Source organism: Streptomyces radicis (genome assembly GCF_003626575.1).
Lineage (GTDB): Bacteria > Actinomycetota > Actinomycetes > Streptomycetales > Streptomycetaceae > Streptomyces > Streptomyces radicis.
The window spans coordinates 68,393-84,885 of sequence record NZ_RBDY01000021.1 but is presented as its reverse complement, the minus strand read 5'-3'; the positions used below and the strand labels follow the sequence as shown (position 1 = coordinate 84,885).

Sequence of the window (16,493 nt, the reverse complement as noted above, 5' to 3'; positions counted from 1 at the left end):
ACCCCCCGTGGTCGTACCGCCGCGCGTGATGGGCTACACCGACCGGATCTCCTACCGCCCGGGCGACACGGTCGCGCTGCACGTCAGCACGTCGGCGGCGCACTGGCGCGGCGAGCTCGTCAGGCTGTCGGCGCTCGAGATCCCCTCGGCCGGGGTCCGCCGCCGCACCGAGGACGTGCCCGGCGCCGAGCCCGTGGCGGCGCGCGGCATCGACCAGCGGACGGCCACCGGCTCGTACGCGCGGTTCGACGGCGTCCCGCCGCTCGGGAAGGGCGGGCTGCTCGTCGCGCTCGCGCTCATGCCGACGACGCCGGGCGACCCCGCGTTCGGCCCCCAGGTCGCCCTCGCGCACGCGGCGGACGGCACCGGCTGGTGGGTCGGGCTCGCGCCCGACGGGCGGGCGTGCGTCGGCGTGTGCACGACGGCGGGCCCGGTGAGCCTCGCCGTCGGCGAACCGCTCGCCGCGGGCCGCTGGGTCGAGGTCAGGGCGACGATCCCCGGGCGTCCGGGCGAGCGGCTCACGATCGAGGTCACCCCGGCGGGGACCGTCGCGTCGAACCGGTTCGTCGGGCCGCCGGGCGACACGGCCACCGCTGCCGCGGTCATCGGCGCGCGCGTCGTCCCGGCGCGGGGGCCGCTGCTGTGGGGGTGCCGCTCGCTGGGCGCGGGCGGCCGCCCCGAGATGAGCTTCGACGGCCGCCTGGAGAACCCGGTGATCGTCGCGGACGCCTCGGCGACCGGCTCCCGCCGCGAGCTCGCGGCGCATCCCGCGGCGGTCGCGGCCTGGGATCTGGGCGCGGACATCGGCCCCGCGGGCGTCGCCGCCACCTCACGCGTCACGGACGCCAGCGGGCGCGGCCACCACGGCGTGACGGCGCACCACCCGCACCGCGCCGTCACCGCGTCAGGGTGGGACGGCACGGTCACGGACGCGCGGTTCGCGCCGCACGCGTACGCGGCGATCCACTTCCACCGCGACGACCTGACCGACTGCGGCTGGGCGTCGCAGGGCGGCATCGCGCTGCCACCCGACCTGCGCAGCGGGGTGTACGCCGTGCGCCTCACGGCGGCCGACGGCACGGAGGACCTCGTGCCCGTGTTCGTCGGGCCGCCCGAGGGCTCGGCCACGGCGCCGCTGCTGCTCGTCATGCCGACGAGCTCCTACCTCGCGTACGCCAACGACCACGTCGGCGTCGACAGCCCCCGCACGCAGGTGTGGAGCCAGATGGTGCCCACGCTCGACGACTTCGAGCTGTTCCGCGACGCCCGCCGCGAGCTCGGCCTCTCGCTCTACGAGGTGCACGGCGACGGCTCGCCGGTCTTCTACTCCAGCTGGCGCCGCCCCATCCTCACGATGCGCGAGCGCGTCTACGACCACAACGCGCCGGTGTGGCAGTTCACCGGCGACATGCAGATCGTGGACTGGCTCGACCGCACGGGCCGGGCGTTCGACGTCGCCACCGACGTCGACGTGCACCGCGAGGGCGCGGCCCTGCTGTCGCGCTACGCGGCCGTGATGACCGGGTCGCACCCGGAGTACGCGAGCGGTCCGATGCTCGACGCCTACGAGGGGTACGCCTCGACCGGCGGGCGCCTGCTCTCCATGGGCGGCAACGGGATGTACTGGGTCACGGCGTTCGATCCGTGCGACGAGCAGGTCATCGAGATCCGCCGGTGGGGCGGCACACAGGCGTGGTGCGCCGATCCCGGCGAGTACCACCTGTCGTTCACAGGCGAGCCGGGCGGCATCTGGCGTTTCCGAGGGCGTGCCCCGCAGAAGACGTTCGGCGTCGGGTTCGTCGCCGCGGGCAATCCCGGGGCGTCCGCGGGCTACCGCCGCGCGACCGACGACCCCCGTGTCGCGTGGGTGTTCGACGGGGTCCTGAACGCCCGTGGCGAGCGTGACTTCGGGCGCCACGGCGTCTCGGGCGGCGCCGCGGGGCTCGAGATCGACTCGGCCAGCGCGCAGCTCGGGACGTCGCCCGACGCCGTCGTTCTCGCGACGTCCTTCGGGCACAGCGACGACATGCTCGAGGCCCGCGAGAACTTCAACATGACCAGCAGGATCCTGGGCGGCGGCCGCAACCCGAGGGTGCGGTCCGACCTGGTCCTGGTGCCGCGCGCGGGCGGCGGCGCGGTGTTCGCGACCGGATCGATCGCCTTCGCCGGTGCCCTGCACGACGCCGACGGCGAGACCCCCGTGGGCCGCCTGCTCGGCAACGTCATCGACCGCTTCCTCTCGAACACCCCCGTCCTGGACGAGTGAACGCGCGGCACGGCTCGCGCACCGACCCACGGGCAGGGCCCGGGCGCTGCCGGGCACAACCCAACGCCCACGGCCGGGTTTCGGCGGGAGGGCGTGGACTCGGGCCCTGCCGGTGTGGTCGTGCGTCGGGGGCAACCTGGCGTCTGCCGACGGGTTTCGTGGGTGCGACGCCACCGGCGCGGCGAAGCCCGCGCACCGGCGCACGGGCAGGGGTCCACCATCGCCGGTGGTGGTCGCCCACCGGGGGCAACCCGGTGTCCGCCGACGGGTTTCGGCGGTGCGGGCGCAAGCCCACCATCGCTGGCGCGGTCGCCCACGGGGGGCAACTCGGCGTCTGCCGACGGGTTTCGGCGGTCGGGGCGCGAGCCCGCCGCCGCGGTCGCCCACCGGGGGCAACCCGGCGTGCACCGACGGGTTTCGGCGGTGCGGGCGCAAGCCCACCATCGCTGGCGCGGTTGCCCATGGGGGGCAACTCGGTGTCTGCCGACGGGTTTCGGCGGTGCGGGCGCAAGCCCACCATCGCTGGTGCGGTCGCCCGCCGGGGGGCAACTCTGCGTCCGGCCACGGGTTTTGGCGGCCTGGGCGCAAGCCCACCACTGCCGGCGCGGTCGCCCACCGGGAGCAACGTGACGCCCACCGACGGGGTTCGGTGGTCCGGGCGCAAGCTCGGGGCCGCCCGCGCGGCGAAGCTCGCGCGGCGGCACCGGCGTCGCGCCCGGACCACCCGTCCCTCAGCGGATGCGCCAACGGTTGCGGGGCCGAAACATCCCCGCTACCATCCAGGATCCACTCGCATCTAGATTGGATCCATCATCGGCGGATCGCGCCGTTCCGAGGAGGATCGCATTCACATGGCACACATCATCCGAGTACGCCGCGTCGCGATGGTGGGCGCCGCGATGGCCGTGGTGGCCGCCCTGGTGGCCGGTTGCGCCGACTCCGACGACCCGCCGTCCGACGGCGGCGGGTCGGGTCTCGGCGGCGACATCGTCTGGGCCGACTACGGCGGGCCGACCAACGACAGCCGCCAGGCCGCCTACTTCGACGGCTTCTCCGAGGAGACCGGCGTCGATGTCGTGTCGGTCGCCATCGAGGACGCCGTGTTCAACGGGATGCTCGAGGGCGACGCGGGCGACTACGACGTGTTCCAGGTCGCCGCCGCCGACGCGCTCGGCAGCGCGGAGAGCCTGGTCGAGCTGCCCGACGACGTCCGCGGCGACCTCCTGCCCGAGGGGCTGCGGCCCTATGTCGTCGGCGGCTTCTACGCCGGTCTCGCGCAGGGCTGGCTCACGGAGACGTTCCCCGGGGGCGGCCCGCGGGACTGGGCGGACTTCTTCGACACGGAGACCTATCCCGGCAAGCGCGCCTGGCCCGGCGCGCCCGGCAGCTTCGACGCGTCGTACGAGATCGCGCTGCTCGCCGACGGCGTCGCCCCCGATGACCTCTACCCGCTGGACATCGAGCGCGCGGAGGCCAGGCTCGACTCGATCCGCGGCGACCTTGTCTTCTACCAGAGCTACCCGGAGGTGCAGCAGCTGCTGACCAGCGGCAGCGCCTCGATCGCCGTGACCGTGACCGGTCAGTTCACCGCGCTGCGGAACGCGGGGGCCGATGTCACGGTCCAGTGGAACCAGGCGTTCATCACGCCCAACGGCTTTGTGATCCCCGCCGAGTCGGGCAACCCGGACGCCGTCATCGCGCTCGCCGAGTGGATCAACGACCCGGAGCGCCAGGCGGCGTTCGTCGAGCGGACGCTCTACGGCCCGGTGAACTCCGAGGTCTTCGAGCACCTCCCCGCCGACGTCGTCGAGCAGCTGGCGAACTCGCCCGACAAGGAGGACCTGGTCCTGCGCTGGGACGAGCAGTGGCGCGCCGACAACAGGCGGCTGATGCTCGACTCCTACACGGCCTGGCTGGCCGGCTGAGTGCCCCCGCGGGGCGAGGGGCGCGCACGGCGATCGTTTGTCACCTTCCCGAAACGCGGCCGCAAGGGAAGGCATCCATCAATGAATACATTGGATCCACAATGTCGGGTTTCCGGAGCATGACGGAGTGAGCATGCCATCGCTGACCATGCCGAGAGCGCGGGCGGACGCGCGCGGGCGCAAGCCGTTGGGAGTCTCGAGGGCCGAGCACCGGTGGCTCCTGTGGCCACCGTTGATCTTCTTCGCGGTCGCGCTCGGGTTCCCGCTCCTCACGCTCGTGAGGCGGTCCCTCGAGGGCGGCGGCGCGGCCTACGCCGACGCCTTCGAGGTCCCGGCCTTCACCGGATCGCTCGTGCGCACGGTCGTCATGGCGGCCGTCGTCATGGCCCTGACGATGGTCCTCGGCTCCCTCTACGCGCTCGCGGTGGTCGCCTCGCCCACGTGGCTGCGGTTCGGCCTGCTCGCGGCCCTGGTCCTCTCGCTCTGGACGTCCATCATGGTGCGCTCCTTCGGCTGGATGCTGCTCGAGCTGCCGCGGGGCGCCCTCCACTGGTTCCTCGACCTGCTCGGCCTGGCCGACGAGCCGATCGAGCTCTACCAGACGACGGCCGGGATGTATCCGGCCATGGTGGCCGTCATGCTGCCGTTCGCCGTGCTGCCCGTGATGACGGCCCTCCAGTCGATCGACCGGCAGCAGCTCAGCGCCGCGACCATCTTCGGGGCCGGGCCATGGCTGACGTTCCGCGCCGTGACCTGGCCGCAGATCATGCCGTCCGTGCTGAGCGGGGGCGTGCTCGTCTTCGTCATGTCCCTCGGCTTCTACGTCACGCCGCTGCTGCTCGGCGGGCCCGGCAACATGACCGTGTCGGGCGTCATCAACGCGCAGATGAACCAGGCCAACCGCCCTGACATCGGGGCGGCGATGAGCATCCTCCTGGTGGGCGGGACGATGGTCGTCTATCTCCTCGCCGACCGCCTGTTCCGGGTGAGCGAGAAGTGGGGATGACGCGATGAGCACGACCGTGGGCCGCAGCCTCGGCCGGTACCGGGCCCCCATCGTCGTCGTGGCGATGCTCTCCAGCCTGCTCCTGATCGTCCCGTTCCTCGTCCTCGTCGCGACGTCGTGGACCTCGGGCAGCTTCATCCTGTTCCCGCCCGAGGGCTTCTCCCTCGACTGGTACGCCGAGGTGCTCGCCGACCCCGAGTGGACCGAGTCGTTCCGGCTGTCCCTGTGGACGGCCGCGCTCTCCACCGCCATCGCGGCCGTGCTCGGCACGCTCGCGGCGATCGGGCTGACGCGGGTGCGCCACACGACCGCGCGGCGCTGGATACGCACGCTCTTCATCGTCCCGATCGCGCTCCCGCCGATCGCCTACGCGGTCGGGCTCTACGGCGTCACCGTGGACCTCCCCTTCCTGCGCGGCACGCTCGCGACCCTGGTCGTCGGGCACGCCCTGATCGCCCTGCCCTATGTCTTCGTCATCGTCTCCGGCGGCATCGCCCGCATCGACCCCGCCCTGCGCCCCGCGGCGAGCACCCTCGGCGCGCGGTGGCCGCTGATCCTGTGGAAGATCGAGCTGCCCGCGATCCTGCCCTACCTGCTCTCGGGCGCGCTGTTCGCCTTCGTCGTGGTCTTCGACGAGGTCGTCCTCGCGGTCTTCCTGATGCCGCCGGGCGAGCAGACGCTGCCCCTCCAGATGCTCAACGCGTCGCAGGAGGCGTTCTCGCCCGAGCTGACGGCGGCGTCGACGCTCGTCTCGGGCCTGGCCCTCCTCGTGCTCGCCATCGTCCCCGTCGGCAGGGTCCTGAGGCGGAGGGCGGGGCGCGCGGCCTCCCCGCGGCCCGCCGAGGGCCAGGCCGCGCCGGAAGGAGTCACGCCATGACCATCGCACTCTCGATCTCCGACGTGCACGTCACGCTGGGCCACAACCACGTGCTCAAGGGCGTGTCCCTCGACGTGCGGCCCGGGGAGTTCGTCACGCTGCTCGGCGCGAGCGGCAGCGGCAAGTCGACGCTGCTGAACGTCGTTGCGGGCCTCCAGGCGGTCGACAGCGGCCAGCTCACGTTCGACGGCGTGGACGTCGGCGGGCGCCCGCCGCAGAAGCGCAACGTCGGCGTCGTCTTCCAGTCCTACGCGCTCTTCCCGCACATGACGGTCGGCGAGAACGTCGCGTTCCCGCTCCTCGCGGCCCGGCGCCCCGCCAAGGAGCGGCGCGCCGTCGCGGCGGAGATGCTCGCGCTCGTGCGGCTGCCCGGCATGGCGGACCGCGTCCCCGCGACGCTCTCCGGCGGTCAGCGGCAGCGCGTGGCGCTCGCCAGGGCGCTGGCGGCCCACCCCGGCATCCTCCTGCTCGACGAGCCGATGGCGGCGCTCGACAAGCAGTTGCGCGAGCAGATGCAGGTCGAACTCACGCGTATCCAGCGCAAGGTGGGCATCACGACGGTGTCGGTGACGCACGACCAGACGGAGGCCCTGACGATGTCCGACCGCGTCGCGATCATGCGCGACGGCGCCCTGGTGCAGGTGGACTCGCCCGAGGACCTCTACCGCCACCCCGTCGACGCGTATGTCGCGGGCTTCCTCGGGGAGGCGAACCTGCTGCCCACCTCGGGCGGGCGCATCCTGGACGACCCGCTGGGCGAGGATGCCGACGGCACCGCCGTCCTGCGCCCCGAGGACCTCGAGCTGGTCCCGGCGGACGAGGCGTGCCCCGCCTGGCACGTCGAGGGCACGATCCAGCTCCTGAGCTTCCAGGGCACGCGGTTCCGCCTCGAGCTGTTGACCGACGCGGGCCGCAAGGTCGTGTGCTCGCTGCCCACCTCCGTGGACGCGTCGTCGCTCGTGGTGGGCACGCGCGCCCGGGTCGTCTGCCGCGACCCTGAGCGCGTGCACGTCATCGCGGCGCCGCCCGCGCGGCCCGTGCCGGTCGCCGTGTGATCCGCGGGCGCCCCCCGCGGCTCACGCCGCGGGGTCGCGCGGCGCCTCGGGAACGGGGCGCTCGCGCGGCGCGTCGCCGCGGGTGAACAGCGCCACCACGGCGAGCGCCCCCAGTTGCAGCCCCGCGACGAGGACGAACGCCCACGTCGTCGAGGCGGCGGCGATCACCAGGCCGCCGATGAGGGCCCCGCCCGCGTGCCCGACGCTGGTGAAGCTGGAGAACATGCCGAGGCCGAGGGCCCTGTTCCCGGTGGTCAGGCCGCCCGTTGCGAGCATCGTCAGCGACGGGTACAGCGGTGAGAAGCCGACCCCGATCAGGGCCACCCCGGCCGCGGCGACCCAGAAGTCGCGCGCGAGTCCGAGCGTGGCAAGGCCCGCCGCGAGCGCGCACAGCGAGAGCGCGGTCGCGCGCAGGGGGCCGATGCGGTCGGGCAGGCTCGCCAGGGCGATGCGCGCGCCGATCACGCTGAAGGAGAAGACCGCGAAGACGGAGGCCGCGCCCGTGAGGCCGCTGGCCGGCACGCCCCCGGCCTCGAGGTGGACGATGAGGAAGCCGAGCATGAGCCCCTCGCCGCACCAGGCCGCCGCGGCCACGACGCCGGGCACCCTGACCGCGAGGAACGCGCGCCAGACCGCGACCGCGCGCCCCTGGCCGTGGGACGCGGGACCGGTGGGCGCCTGCCTCGGCGGTCGCGGCAGGCAGGCGATGAGCGCGGCGGTGGCCACCTCGAACCCACCGCACACGGCGAACACGGCGGCGGGCCCGGCCAGCTCGTTCACCACCGCGCCGATCTGCGGGCCGAGGGCGAGCCCGATCCACACGCTCAGGCCGAAGACGCTCAGCGCCTTGCCGCGCTGCGCGACGGGCGCCATGGCGACGAGCCAGGTCATGACGAGCGTCATCGACGCGGAGTTGCCGAGGCCGAACAACACGCGCCCGAGGCCCGCTCCCCACAGCGACGGCACGGCCGCGAGCAGGGCCATCCCGAGCGCGGCCGTCGCGCTGCCCGAGAGGGCGACCACCCGGTAGCCGCGCCGGTCGCCCAGCATCCCGGCGACGGGCATCGCGACCACGGCGGCGACCGCGGACAGCGCGATGACGAGCCCCGACAGCGTCGTGCCGCCGCCCAGGACGCGCTCGACGTACTCGGGGATGATCGGCGTGCTGGTCGCGTTGGTCATCGCGCTCAGCGCCGAGGCGGTGAAGACGAGCCAGAACGTGAGGGTGCGGGTGATGTCGCGATCCCGCGTCATGAGGCGGTCGGCTCGGGTACGCACTCCAGGTCGAGCCAGAGCTCGAAGCAGTTGCCGCGCGAGAGCGCCGTCGCCCCGATCGACGCGCGGCCCATGCTCCCGGTCTCCGGGCCGAAGACGTCGACGAAGAGGTCGCTCGCGCCGTTGGACACCTCGTGCAGCAGCTCGAACCCCGGTGGGCAGACCACGAAGCACAGGGCCCGCGACAGGCTCGCGACGTTGTCGAGCGAGCCGATCGCGTAGCGGATCATGCCCAGCGTGTGGATCGCGGTCAGGCGGGCCGCCGCGTAGCCCTGCTCGATCGTGACGTCGACGCCGACGACGCCAGGGTGGAGGCGCTCACCCGCGCGGCTCTCGGGCGTCAGCCCGCTGAGCTGGAGCAGGTCGCCGACGCGGTGGAACGGCTTCATGGGGCCGTAACGCCGACCGTAGGGCGGATCCGCGTAGTCGGGGATGTCGAGCCCGAGCTGTCCGACCCTCTGCTCCGCACCGGTCATGAACCCTCCCACGCCGCATGTGTATCCGATACCATCGGGAATGGATCCATCTTAAGGGAGGCGCCCGTGACGACGACCGGCGAGTCCATGGCCCAGGCGCGGCACCGGGGGGCACGCACATGATCGAGACCGTGCTCGGCCCCATACCGGCGGAGCGGCTCGGCATCACGTCGATGCACGACCACGTCCTCAGCGACGCCTCCGCGCTCCGCCGCGACGGCTCGGCGCCAGGCCCTTCGGGCGACCGGGTGGGCCCGGGGACGATCGGCCATCTGCGCCTGAACATGCTGGCGTTGGCCGACAACCTGCGCCTCGACGACCCCGATGTCGCCGTGGCCGAGCTGGCCGCCGCCGTCGCCCTCGGCCAGCGTTCGCTCGTCGAGGACACCTCGTGGGGCCTCGGGCCCGACCACGCGGGCCTGCCCGACGTGGCGCGGCGCTCGGGGATGACGATCGTGTGCGCCTACGGCGCCTACCTCCGCGCCACGCTGCCCGGGTGGATCGCCGACCTCGACGAGGACGGCCTCGAACGACACCTGGCGGGCGCCCTGCTCGACCGGGTGCCCGGCACCGGCTACCGCGCCGGGATCCTCGGCATCATGGGCACGACGGCCGACCTGCCGGAGGCGGAGCGGTCCATGCTGCGTTCCGCGGCGCGAGCGGCCGTCGGGGCGGGCGCCGCTGTCGGGGTGCGCCTCGACCCCGGAGCGACCCGGGGCCCCGAGGTGCTCGCGCTGTGCGCGGCCGAGGGGCTCCCGCCCTGGCGCGTCGTCCTCACCAACGCCGACGAGTACATGGACGCCGCCTACTGGGCGGATCTCGCGGCCGCGGGCGCCGTGCTCGAGATGTGCTTCGGCACCGAGGACAGCCACGTCGGCCGCTACCACAACCCCTCGGACGCGCAACGCCTCGAGTTCTTCGCGGGGTTCTGCGCCGAGCATCCCGGGACGCGGCACGTCCTCGGCGGATCGCTGTGGACGAAGGCGCAGCTGCGGGCGCACGGCGGCCCCGGCTACGGCCACCTGATGGCGCGGATCGCGCCCGCGCTGCGCGAGCGCGGCATACCGGCGGGGCGCCTGACCCGGATGCTCGTGGACGAGCCGCGGCGCCTCCTCGACCGCGGGGAGGGCGCCCCGTGCCGCGACGCCCCGTGACGGTGATCGGGGCCGGTGTCGTCGGCCTCAGCTGCGCGCTCGTGCTCGCCGAGCGCGGGCACGCGGTGCGCGTGGTCGCCCGCGAGAGCGGCGAGCTGACGGCCTCGGCCGCCGCGGCGTCGCTGTGGGCGGTGCCGTTCGTCGAAAGGAGCGAGCGGGTGCGGGAGTGGGCCTACGCCACGCTCGCGCGGCTGCGCCGCGACGCCGGACCCCACACCGGCGTGCGCGAACAGGAGGCGCGCACGGTCGGTGTCGGGCGGGCGGCGCCCGACCCGTGGATGCGCGGCTTCACGCCACCGCTGCGCCAGGCGAGGGCCGACGAGCTGCCCCCCGGCTACCGCGAGGGCACCGTCGCGAGCATCCCGCTCGTCGACACGAGCCGCTATCTGCCCTGGCTGCGCGAGCGGTGCGCCGAAGCGGGCGTGCCCATCGAGCTCCGCGAGGTGCCGAGCCTCGCGGGCTGCGCGCCCGACGCCGACATCCTCGTCCTGGCCGCCGGGCTCGGCTCGGGGCCGCTGGCGGGTGACGCCGCGCTGCGGCCCGTCCGCGGCCAGGTCGCGCTGCTGGAGAACCCCGGCCTGACCCGCACCACGATCGTGCGCGACGGGCCACTCGCGCCGCTCTTCGTCGTTCCGCGCCACGACGACGTCGTGGTCGGCGGACCCGCGCAGGACGGCGCGTGGGATCCCAGGCCCGACCGCGCGACCGAGCGCGCGCTCGTCCGGCGCGCCGCACGGGCCGAGCCCGCGCTCGCCGACGCCAGGGTCATCGGCCGCGCGGTGGGCCACCGGCCCGTGCGCCCCGAGGTGCGCCTGGCCGCCGAACGCCTCGGCGGGCGCGACGTCGTGCACTGCTACGGACACGGCGGCGCGGGCGTGGCGCTGTCCTGGGGATCCGCCCGCGCGGCGGCCGACCTCGTGGAGAAGCTGTGAACGGAGCCGTGAACGGAGCTGTGGACGGCGCCGTGAACGGCGCGGCCGCGGGCGCGCGTAACGTCATCGCCGTCGACATCGGCGGCACGCACACCGACGCGGCGCTCCTCGCGGCCGACGGCACCCTGCACGTCCACAAGGTCCCCTCCACCCCGACCGACCCTGGGCTCGCCCTCGTCACCGCGGTGGACGGCCTCCTCGAACGGTCGGGGCTGGCGCCGGGCGACATCACGGCCGTCGTCCACGGCACGACGGTCGCGACGAACGCCGTCCTCACCGGCGATCACGCCCGCGTGGGGCTGCTCGTCACGGCCGGGTTCGACGACATCCTCGAGATCGGCACGCAGCAGCGCCCCGACCTCTACGACCCGTGGCGGCCCAAGGCCGCGGCGCTCGTGCCGCGCGAGCGCGTCCACGGCGTGCGCGAGCGGATCGGCGCGGACGGCTCCGTCGTCACCCCGCTCGTTGACGACGACGTGCGCCGGGCGGCGCGGGCCCTCGCGGGCCGGGTCGACGCGGTGGCGGTCGTCTTCCTGTTCTCGTTCGCCGACGCCGCGCACGAACGGCGCGCGGGCGCCCTGGTGCGGGAGGAGCTGCCCGGGGTGCCGGTGACGCTGTCCTCGTCGGTCGCGGCGGAGTTCCGCGAGTACCCGCGCGCCGCGACCACCGTGCTCAACGCCGCGCTCCTGCCGCGCACCGGCGGCTACCTCGCGCGGCTCGAAGCGCGGCTGCGCGAGCGGGGCTTCGCCTGCGCGTTCCAGCTCATGACGTCGGCCGGGGGCGTCGTCCCCGCCGCGCTCGCCACGAGCCTGCCCGTCGCGCTGCTGGTCTCGGGGCCCGCCGCGGGCGCCATCGCGGCCGCGGAGATCGGCAGGCGGCTCGGCGAGCCGGATGTCGTCATGCTCGACGTCGGCGGTACCAGCGCCGACGTGGCGCTGATCGAGGGCGGGCAGCCGCGCCGCCGCTACCGCGGCGAGGTCGCGGGGCTGCCGGTCGCGCTGCCGCAGATCGACGTCCTGCCGATCGGCGCGGGCGGCGGCTCGCTCGCGCGCGTGGACGCCTTCGGCTCGCTCACGGTCGGCCCCGACAGCGCGGGCGCCGACCCGGGCCCCGCCGCCTATGGCTCGGGCCTGCGCGCGACCGTCACGGACGCGCACCTCGTGCGCGGCTCGCTCGACCCCGCGGGCCTGCTCGGCGGCGCGCTCCCGCTCGACGCCGACCGGGCCAGGGCGGCGATCGAGCGGGACGTCGCCGGCCCGCTCGGCCTGACCCCCGAGGCAGCCGCCGCGAGCGTCATCCGCATCGCCGACGGCGCGATGGCCGACGCGCTGCGCGCCGTCACCGTCGCGCGCGGGATCGACGTGCGCGGCCGCGCGCTCCTGGCGTTCGGCGGCGCGGGCCCGCTGCACGCGTGCGCGATCGCGGACGACCTCGGCGTCGCGCGCGTCGTCGTGCCCCGCCATCCGGGGCTGACCTCGGCGCTCGGGCTGCTGATGGGGGACGGGCGCCACGACCTCGGCCGCACCTGCGTCGCCCCGCTGCGCGCACTCGACCACGCGCGCGTCGACGCGCTCATCGGCGAGCTGGTCGACGAGGCCACGCGCCTGCTGCGCGGCGCCGGAGTGGCCGACGCGCCGCGCCTGAGCCTCGACGCCGACCTGCGCTACGCGGGGCAGGCCTACGAGCTGACGATCCCCGTCTCCGCGGCGTGCGCGCTGCGGCCCGAGGACACCGGACGCCTCGAGACGGCGTTCGCCGAGGCTCATCGCGCGGTCTACGGCCACGCGTGGCACGACGTCCCCGTCGAGCTCGTGACCCTGCGGGTGCGCGCCGTCGTGCCACGCGCGGCGGTCGACTGGGCGGCGGGCCACAGGGCGCCGCGCGAGCCCGCGCGGCGGTACCGCTCGGGGTGGGACGCCACGGGCGCGCCCGTGCGGTACACGGTCGTCGACCGCGTCGACGTCGAGCCGGGGCTGCGCGGGCCCGCGATCGTGCGGCAGACCGACACCACGACCCTCGTCCCGCGCGGCTGGTGGGTGACGAGGGTCGACGGCGTCGCCATGGTCATCGAACGCGTCGAACCCGTGGAACGCGTCGAACCCGTCGAACCTGTCGAACGAGAGGGGAGCTGAGCCGATGAGAGTGGCGGATCCAGCGGTGCGCGAGCTGCTGTGGAACGGTTTCGACGCGGTCGTCGGGGAGATGTCGCTGCTGCTCAAGCGCTGCTCGTTCTCGCCGTTGATCCGCGAGATGCTCGACTTCTCGTGCGGCTTCCTCGACGCGCGAGGCCGCCTCGTCGCCGACTCGCACCTCATCCCGGCCCAGGCGGGCACCCTGGAGTTCGCCCTCGCGGGCGCCCTCGCCCGCACGGGCCCGCTCGCCGAGGGCGACGTCGTCGTGACGAACGACCCCTACAGCGGCGCGACCCACCTGCCCGACCTCGAGGTGTTCATGCCCGTGTACGCGGGCGGTGAGCTGCTCGGCCATGTCGCGACCGTCGCGCACCACGTCGACATCGGCGGGGTCTCGGCGCGCAACCGGGGCGCGGTCCCCGGCCACCGCGAGGCGTCGCGCGACCTCTACGAGGAGGGCCTGCAACTGCCGCCCGTGCGCCTCGTCGAGCGGGGCCGCCGCAACGACGCGCTGTGGGACGTCGTGCTGCGCAACGTGCGCGACCCCGAGTCGGTCGAGGGCGACCTCATGGCGCAGCTCTCGGCGTGCCGCCGCGGCGTCGAGCGGCTCCGCGAGCTCGCCGGGCGGCACGGCGCCGCCACGCTGCGCGCCGCCGCCGACGACCTCATCGACGACACGTCGGCGCGCGCCGCCGCGGTCCTGCGCGGCTGGCCGGAGGGCACCGTGACGGCGACGGGCTTCCTCGACGGCGACGGCCTGCACTACGACGAGCCGCTGCGCGTCCACGCGGCCGTGACCGTCGGCGACGGCCGCATGACCGTGGACCTCTCGCGCTCCGCGGCACAGACGACGGGGACGTTCAACGTGCCCTGGTCGAGCACGTATTCGGGCCTGTACTACGCCCTGCGCTGCTTCCTCGGCCCCGGCATCCGGCAGAACCACGGCTACATGCGGCACGTCGAGGCGCGCGCGCCCGAGGGGTCCCTCTTCCGCCCGCGCCGCCCCGCCGCGGTGATGTCGCGGCACATGGCCGTCCAGGTGCTCACCGACGTGGTCTTCCGCGCGCTGGGCGAGCTGCTGCCCGACCGCGCCGTCGCGGCGAGCCATGTCTCGTTCCCCGTCCTGCTGATGCACGCCGTCGATCCCCGCGACGGCGCGTCCAGGACGCTCATGGACACCGTCGGCGGCGGGGGCGGGGCGCGGCGTGGCGCGGCGGGCGACGACGGCATCGACTCGTACACCTCCAACTGCGCGCTCATGTCCGCCGAGGTCATCGAGCTCGAGTACCCGTGGCGCGTGCGGGCCTGCGCGCTCGTGCCCGGCAGCGGCGGCTCGGGGACATGGCGGGGCGGCCTCGCGGTGCGTCGCGACTACGAGCTGCTCGCCGACCGGGCGAGCGGCCGCGTCGCGGCGGAGCAGCGCCGCCCCGAGCACGCCGCGCGGGGCGCCGCGGGCGGCGGCCCCGGCGCGCCGGCGAGCGCGATGGTGAGCCGGGCGGGCGGCCCGTGGGAGCCGCTGCCGTACGACACGTCGTCCCTCTCGGTCCGCAGGGGCGACGTCGTGCGGCTCACCGCGGCGGGCGGCGGGGGATACGGGCCGCCGACCGCGCCGAGCGCCGCCCCCTCACATCGGGCGGACGGGGACGAAGCGCCCCGCGACGTGGAGGTCGGCCTCGATCGCCGCGGCGGCCTCGCGCAGCGGGGGCAGCAGCGTGGCGCGGGCCTCGGCCGCGGTGCGGTGGGCGGCGTGCATGGAGACGTTGACGGCGGCGACGGCGCGTGAGGCGCGGTCGCGCACGGGGACCGCGAGCGAGCGCAGGCCCTCCTCCAGCTCGCCGTCCACGAGCGCGTGCCCTTCGCGCGCGGCGCGGTCCAGGACGGCGGCAAGCTCGGCGCGGTCGGTGACCGTGTGGCGCGTCAACGGCTCCACGTGCCCGAGCCGGGCGGCGCGTTCCTCCGTCGGCAGATCCGCGAGCAGCACCCGGCCCATCGAGGTGGCGTAGGCGGGGAAACGGGTGCCCACGGTGATGTCGACGCTCATGACGCGCACGGTCGGGACCCGGGCGACGTACTGGATGTCGTCCCCGGCCAGCACGGAGAGGGAGGCCGACTCGTGGACCCGCTCGACCAGGCGGGCCAGGTGCGGCCCGGCGATCCGCGGCAGCGTCAGCGTGGAGAGCTCGGCGAAGCCCAGCTCGAGCACGCGCGGCAGGGGGCGGAAGACGTCTCCCGCCCTGGCGATGTGCCCCGTGTGCTCCAACGTGATGAGGGAGCGGCGCACGGTGGCCCTGGCGAGACCGGTGGCGCGCGCCAACTCGCCGAGGGTGCGCGCCGGATGGGCGGCGTCGAACGAGGCGAGCACGGCGAGGCCGCGGGCCAGGGACTCCACGAACCCGGCGCCCAGCTCCCGCTTCGCGGCGCGGACGCGGGTCGCGGCCGAAGGGCCGTCGGGGACCGACCCGGGAGCCGACCCCGCGGCCGACCCTGGATCGGCGGGCGGCGGGGGCGCGGCCAGGGTGCGCTCCATGGCGGCGACCGCGCGGCGCAGCGGCGGGAGAAGCGCGCGGCGCAGGCTCGCCGGGCTGTGCCGACTGGTGTGGCTCACCACGCTGGCCGCGCAGACGGGCCGCCCGTCGCCGCCGCGCACGGGGAGGGCGATGGCGATCAGCCCCGGCTCGATGAGCTGGTCGTCCTCGGACCTGCCGGTGCGGGCCGCCGCCGCGACGCGGTCGTCGAACGACGCGGCGCCGCGCGCCGCGGCCCCCGGGGGAACGGCGGGGAACGCCGCGCGGTCGGGGTCGGCCGCCCTGCGGGCGCGCCAGTGCGCCCACTCCTCGGGGCCCCACCCCGCGGCGAACAGCGCGCCGGGCGCGCCGCACTCCGCGGGCAGCGGGTCGCCGAGGCGGAAGGCCAGGGACATCGCCCGCCGCCTGGTCGCCTGGTGGACGAAGCGCACCCCGTCCCCGTCGGGCACCGCGAGGGACACGGACTCGTCGAGCGCGTCGGCCAGCTCGTCCACCCGCCCGCCCAGCAGCTCGGGGAGTCGGCAGGCCGCGAGGTAGGCGTTGCCCACCTCCATCAGCCGGGGCGCCAGCACCGCCGCCCTGCCCTCCCACCGCACCTGGTCGAGGCGCGCCAGGGTGCCGAGCGTGCGGTCGACCGTGGAACGGGCCTGGCCGGTGAGCCGGGTCAGCTCGCCCGCCGACAGGCCGCCGCCCCCCGCGGCGAGCGCGCGCAGCACGGCCAGCCCGCGCAGCAGCGGTCCCACCGCCTCGGGCGGCGGCGCCGATGTCGTCGCGTTCGTGCTCCTGGTCGGGGTCGCCATCGCGGAACGGCCCTCCTCGCTCCCATTGACAGTGCGGCGCGGCTGAGCCCACACTCGAACGCGCATCGTT

Annotated in this window: 11 protein-coding genes and 1 pseudogene; 9 read left to right on the top strand and 3 right to left on the bottom strand. The window is 75.2% G+C overall.

Going from position 1 to position 16,493, the window contains the following annotated elements:
* Window positions 1–7 precede the first annotated feature (7 nt).
* From D7318_RS23165 to D7318_RS23145, 5 genes are all read left to right on the top strand, one after another.
* Entirely contained in the window at window positions 8–2,266 is a 2,259-nt protein-coding gene (locus D7318_RS23165; protein WP_147437785.1) for a N,N-dimethylformamidase beta subunit family domain-containing protein, read from the top strand.
* 851 nt (window positions 2,267–3,117) lie between these two features.
* Window positions 3,118–4,191, top strand: coding sequence for an extracellular solute-binding protein (locus D7318_RS23160; RefSeq protein WP_120699108.1), 1,074 nt, complete (start codon window positions 3,118–3,120; stop codon window positions 4,189–4,191).
* 133 nt (window positions 4,192–4,324) lie between these two features.
* Window positions 4,325–5,197, top strand: coding sequence for an ABC transporter permease (locus D7318_RS23155; protein ID WP_120699107.1), 873 nt, complete (start codon window positions 4,325–4,327; stop codon window positions 5,195–5,197).
* Between the two features lie 4 nt (window positions 5,198–5,201).
* The gene (locus D7318_RS23150; protein ID WP_120699106.1) at window positions 5,202–6,074 is read left to right on the top strand and encodes an ABC transporter permease; all 873 of its coding nucleotides are present in this window, start codon (window positions 5,202–5,204) and stop codon (window positions 6,072–6,074) included.
* Window positions 6,071–7,129, top strand: coding sequence for an ABC transporter ATP-binding protein (locus tag D7318_RS23145; protein WP_120699105.1), 1,059 nt, complete (start codon window positions 6,071–6,073; stop codon window positions 7,127–7,129). Before D7318_RS23150 ends, D7318_RS23145 begins: the two co-directional genes overlap by 4 nt.
* A 21-nt stretch (window positions 7,130–7,150) precedes the next feature.
* On the opposite strand, the gene D7318_RS23140 is transcribed toward D7318_RS23145, so the two are convergent.
* Together D7318_RS23140 and D7318_RS23135 are read right to left on the bottom strand one after the other, a co-directional pair.
* Window positions 7,151–8,383, bottom strand: a complete 1,233-nt coding sequence (locus D7318_RS23140) for an MFS transporter (RefSeq protein WP_120699104.1) — start codon at window positions 8,381–8,383, stop codon at window positions 7,151–7,153.
* Window positions 8,380–8,880, bottom strand: a complete 501-nt coding sequence (locus tag D7318_RS23135) for a RidA family protein (RefSeq protein WP_120699140.1) — start codon at window positions 8,878–8,880, stop codon at window positions 8,380–8,382. Before D7318_RS23135 ends, D7318_RS23140 begins: the two co-directional genes overlap by 4 nt.
* Window positions 8,881–8,999: 119 nt before the next feature.
* Between D7318_RS23135 and D7318_RS23130 the strand changes: the two genes are divergently transcribed.
* From D7318_RS23130 to D7318_RS34145, 4 genes and pseudogenes are all read left to right on the top strand, one after another.
* Window positions 9,000–10,034 carry a phosphotriesterase family protein gene (locus D7318_RS23130; RefSeq protein WP_120699103.1) on the top strand — a complete coding sequence of 345 codons (1,035 nt, stop codon included), beginning with the start codon at window positions 9,000–9,002 and terminating at the stop codon, window positions 10,032–10,034.
* A complete protein-coding gene (locus tag D7318_RS23125; RefSeq protein ID WP_120699102.1) occupies window positions 10,016–10,966 on the top strand; it encodes an FAD-dependent oxidoreductase in 951 nt (316 codons plus the stop codon). The genes D7318_RS23130 and D7318_RS23125 overlap by 19 nt, the downstream gene beginning before the upstream one ends.
* Window positions 10,967–10,974: 8 nt before the next feature.
* Window positions 10,975–13,098 carry a hydantoinase/oxoprolinase family protein gene (locus tag D7318_RS23120; protein WP_183091571.1) on the top strand — a complete coding sequence of 708 codons (2,124 nt, stop codon included), beginning with the start codon at window positions 10,975–10,977 and terminating at the stop codon, window positions 13,096–13,098.
* A 4-nt stretch (window positions 13,099–13,102) separates the two neighbouring features.
* Window positions 13,103–14,689, top strand: a pseudogene (locus tag D7318_RS34145) (hydantoinase B/oxoprolinase family protein); the annotation flags it as partial.
* A 33-nt stretch (window positions 14,690–14,722) separates the two neighbouring features.
* Here D7318_RS34145 and D7318_RS23110 read toward each other — a convergent pair.
* On the bottom strand, window positions 14,723–16,423 hold the full coding sequence (locus tag D7318_RS23110) for an IclR family transcriptional regulator domain-containing protein (protein ID WP_120699099.1): 1,701 nt from the start codon (window positions 16,421–16,423) through the stop codon (window positions 14,723–14,725).
* Between the last annotated feature and the right edge of the window lie 70 nt (window positions 16,424–16,493).